The sequence below is a fragment of the uncultured Christiangramia sp. genome (assembly GCF_913046405.1).
Lineage (GTDB): Bacteria > Bacteroidota > Bacteroidia > Flavobacteriales > Flavobacteriaceae > Christiangramia > Christiangramia marina.
Window position 1 is genome coordinate 1 of the sequence record NZ_CAJWRQ010000157.1, and the last position, 3,688, is coordinate 3,688.

The window sequence follows — 3,688 nt, forward strand, 5'->3', positions numbered from 1 at the left end:
ATCAAGAGCAAAAAAAACCGGCTGTATAGCCGGTTTTTTTATATATCAAATATTAAATTTAATCCTTATTGACTGACAGTTTATTCGTAAAATCGATCGTTCTAATTGGGAATGGAATATTGATTCCTTTAGCATCGTAAGCTTTCTTAATAGCAATAATCGCTGTGTTCTGAGCGATAAGAATATCTCTATTCTTCGTAACATCTGTCCAGAATCTCAAGACGTAATTAATCGAGCTATCACCAAATTCCTGAAACATCAATTCAACTTCTTCATTTCCCCTCTGCGGAAAAATATCCTCGATAGTTTTAATAGTTAAGTCTCTTACCATTTCTAAATCTGAAGAATATCCAACTCCACAATTTACAAATACTCTTGAACGAGCAGTCCGTGTAAAGTTCTTAAAAGGTTCTTCAATAATCTTTGCATTAGGAATAATAACATAGTTATTGTCAGATTGCTTAATCACAATATTCCTGAGGTTGATCTCCATAACCGATCCTGCAAACCCATTGGTTTCCACCCAGTCACCAATTTGCAATTCTGGCAGGAAACTAAGAATTAAACCTGAAAAAGTGTTGTTCAAAGTTCCTTGCAAAGCAAGACCAATAGCTAACCCAACAACTCCTGCCGCTCCCAGAACTGAAGTTAGTACAGTATCTAGGTTTAGAAGTCCTAATGCAATAAAGAAACCAATCAGGATTACAATTGCCTTGATCACTTTCGTGGCCATCTGGCGTATGGAATCCTGTTTGATACTTTTGGCGAAAATCTTATCAAAAATTTTACCGACATACTTCGCGATAAAAACAAAAATGATAAAGACAACCACTGCGAGAAGGAAGTTTGGAAGACCTAGAATAATGGTATCCAGCCATCCTTCTAGTTTATCCCAAATACCTTTAACTGAATCCTGAAGATTAAATTCCTGCATACTCTAAGTTGCTTATTTCTTAACTGGTTTGTGTTGATCTGAAGTTTTCATTTTCCATGCATCCAACATCCAGCTGGTTTTTTCTAGCTCTCTAATATAAGCACCGATTAGATCAATTGTACCTTCATCTCCAGATTTATCAGCAATTTCCACCACTTTTCTCATTTGTTTAAGCAGTAGTCCGTGATCTTCCAGTAAGATTTCGATCATTTTGCTGTCAGAAATATCACTAGGAGATTCCTTTAAATTTGAGTCTTTTAAATACTCACTCATATTACTGGTAGGCTGGTATCTCAAAGTAAGAATACGCTCAGCTATCTCATCAACTTTAAGCTTCGCTTCATCGTAAAGCTCTTCAAATTTTTCATGCAGATCGAAAAAGTTTTTTCCAATTACATTCCAGTGAAAATTTCTAAGTTTTTGATAGTATAAATGATAGTCAGCTAATAAAATATTTAATTCAGAAACCGTTTTAGCAGTTTTTTCCTTATCTAATCCTAAATAGTTCATAGTTTTTGTTTATAGTTTTTTAAAATTTAATTCAAAAATATAATGATTGAAACAAAACCAAAATTATAATCAATGGTTTAGTAGAACTTTAACCATTAATCTATAGGTCTGTGATCCTTCAGATCCAGTTTCTTCATCATTTCCTTGGATATTTGTCCGCTGGAAATACCATATCCGTCGGTAAGGACGCCTTTCTTTCCATCAGTGGTGGTGATGGCATATAGGATCGAATTATCGTCAGGATTGCTCATTCCTTCGAATCGCAGGACTTTATCAACCTCAAATTCTTCAACACCAAATGTTGCATTTTCTGACTTCAATTCGATCTTTTCATCAAGCAGGTTGAAATCATGTTTGTATCCTTCTTCTAATTTCAATTTGTTTATAGCCTGGGATAATGTTCCGTAATCTTTCATGGTTATTTAATTTTAGTAGATGTAAATTACGATGATAGCAGATTATGCACAAGTGGTTGGTCGTGTTTAGGATAAGTTTAACTGAGTGTTTACAAGGGTTTTCGGGAAGTTTACGAATAAGGTAATGATGTGTATCCTTCAGGTTTAGGAATGAAATACTTGTTTGTGATTAACAGTCTTAAGAATTAAGGTGTTTCTTAGTCAGCGCAAAATTCGTTCGATTAGCCCGATAACTACAAAACCATAATTTATTCTTTTCTTTGCAAATTGGTAAATGAAGACAGGTATTTCCGCAGCAATTATTGAATTAATTTATTTCAACAGTTTATTATGAAGAGTAAAATAACCTTAAAAGAGCTTTCGAAGTTACTTAACGTGAGTGTTTCTACGGTTTCGAAAGCACTTCATGATAGTCCGGAAATTAGTCCTAAAACAGCCGAAAGGGTTAAGGAGTTAGCAAAGCTTCACAACTACCGGCCAAACCCGGTAGCAGTTAATTTGAAAAAAAGCAAGACAGGTACTATTGGTGTTGTGATTCCAAATATATCCAACAGCTTTTTTGCCAGGGTTCTATCTGGAATAGAAGCTCAGGCGCAGCTACATGATCAGCAGATAATCACCTATATTTCCAATGAATCACTCGATCGCGAAAAGCAAATTTGTGATCTTCTGACTTCTGGAATGGTCGACGGAGTTTTAATTGCAGTTTCAGAAGAAACTCAGAAAAAGGCAGAGTATGATCACCTGTTTGCCCTCTTAGATTACGATATTCCTGTTGTTGTTTACGACCGAATTAATCTAAATCTACCTGCAGATAAAGTGGGCGTAGATGATGAAAAGAGTTTCTACGATGCTACGAAATTCTTTAGAGCAAAAGGTTTGGAAAGAATAGGGATTGCTTCAGCTATTCATCATGTTGGTATTGGAAAGCTAAGGATATCTGGTTACCAGAAAGCAATGGATAATTTGCCAGTATTTACAGCGCGTAGCAGTAGTGAGGGAACCTTAAAATCCAAGATCGAAAAACTGTTAGTGACAGAAAAAGTTGAGGCTTTACTTTGTACAGATTTTGAAAGCGCAATCATCACAACAAGAGTGGCTTATGAGCAAAATATTAAAATACCGGAAGATTTAAAGATCATTGGTTATATCAATAAAGACATCGCAGAATATCTTACGCCATCACTTAGCTATATCGAACAGCATCCATCTGAGTTAGGAGTAAAAGCATTAGGTGCAAAAAAGAAATATTCACAATCGTTAACAATAATCAAAAAACTGTCAGTAATTAAACAACCTTCCTGTGTATGTATCTCTACTGAATACAAGCCTAAATCACTTACAACAATTTGCTCTGTTGTTTGACCTGTAGTCCAGTTATATATTGCATTATTATTTGATGGAGTCAATATCAGTAGTGTTTCAGGCGCTGTTGTCGTCCAGGGCAGCGCTGGGAATGACGAAGTTTTGCTAAACTTTAACCGTTCCTCAGAGTTCGGCGGCAATCTCACTTTGAAGATGGGTGATGGTAATGACGTAATTAACGAAGCTATCTTTAAGAATGGTGACAGTGTTGACATGGGAGCAGGTGACGATTATGTGTGGATCAAGATGTCAGATATCTCATCCTTGAACATGGCCAAGCTCGATGGTGGGGCTGGGACTGACACTCTGACCTTTAAAGAGGTTACATTCGCAGATAACACTAATCTTAGCATGACTACTGCAGGAGCAACTAACTTTGAAATTTTAGTAGGCAGTATAGCAGCTGAAACAATACAAGGTGATGGAAATGCGAATACCATTCACGGTGGAATGGGCTCCAGCG

Annotated in this window: 5 protein-coding genes; 2 read left to right on the forward strand and 3 right to left on the reverse strand. The window is 36.3% G+C overall.

What is annotated here, in order from left to right:
* Nucleotides 1-58: 58 nt before the first annotated feature.
* The 3 genes from QZ620_RS13645 to QZ620_RS13655 all read right to left on the reverse strand — a co-directional run bounded on the left by QZ620_RS13645 (nucleotide 59) and on the right by QZ620_RS13655 (nucleotide 1,860).
* Nucleotides 59-934 (reverse strand): mechanosensitive ion channel family protein, encoded by an 876-nt coding sequence (locus QZ620_RS13645; protein WP_295182691.1) that lies wholly within the window; start codon nucleotides 932-934, stop codon nucleotides 59-61.
* A 12-nt stretch (nucleotides 935-946) separates the two neighbouring features.
* Nucleotides 947-1,444 (reverse strand): Dps family protein, encoded by a 498-nt coding sequence (locus QZ620_RS13650; RefSeq protein ID WP_295182694.1) that lies wholly within the window; start codon nucleotides 1,442-1,444, stop codon nucleotides 947-949.
* A gap of 95 nt (nucleotides 1,445-1,539) precedes the next feature.
* The gene (locus tag QZ620_RS13655) at nucleotides 1,540-1,860 is read right to left on the reverse strand and encodes a phosphoribosylpyrophosphate synthetase (protein WP_295182696.1); all 321 of its coding nucleotides are present in this window, start codon (nucleotides 1,858-1,860) and stop codon (nucleotides 1,540-1,542) included.
* 330 nt (nucleotides 1,861-2,190) lie between these two features.
* Between QZ620_RS13655 and QZ620_RS13660 the strand changes: the two genes are divergently transcribed.
* Both QZ620_RS13660 and QZ620_RS13665 read left to right on the forward strand, forming a co-directional pair.
* Nucleotides 2,191-3,225, forward strand: coding sequence for a LacI family DNA-binding transcriptional regulator (locus QZ620_RS13660; RefSeq protein WP_295182699.1), 1,035 nt, complete (start codon nucleotides 2,191-2,193; stop codon nucleotides 3,223-3,225).
* Between the two features lie 102 nt (nucleotides 3,226-3,327).
* On the forward strand, nucleotides 3,328-3,688 hold a 361-nt coding region (locus tag QZ620_RS13665), incomplete at its 3' end, for a hypothetical protein (protein ID WP_295182702.1).

Coding starts and splice junctions, on each gene's coding strand:
- QZ620_RS13645 (WP_295182691.1), bottom strand. CDS start 934: ATGCAGGAATTTAATCTTCAGGATTCAGTTAAAGGTATTTGGGATAAA.
- QZ620_RS13650 (WP_295182694.1), bottom strand. CDS start 1,444: ATGAACTATTTAGGATTAGATAAGGAAAAAACTGCTAAAACGGTTTCT.
- QZ620_RS13655 (WP_295182696.1), bottom strand. CDS start 1,860: ATGAAAGATTACGGAACATTATCCCAGGCTATAAACAAATTGAAATTA.
- QZ620_RS13660 (WP_295182699.1), top strand. CDS start 2,191: ATGAAGAGTAAAATAACCTTAAAAGAGCTTTCGAAGTTACTTAACGTG.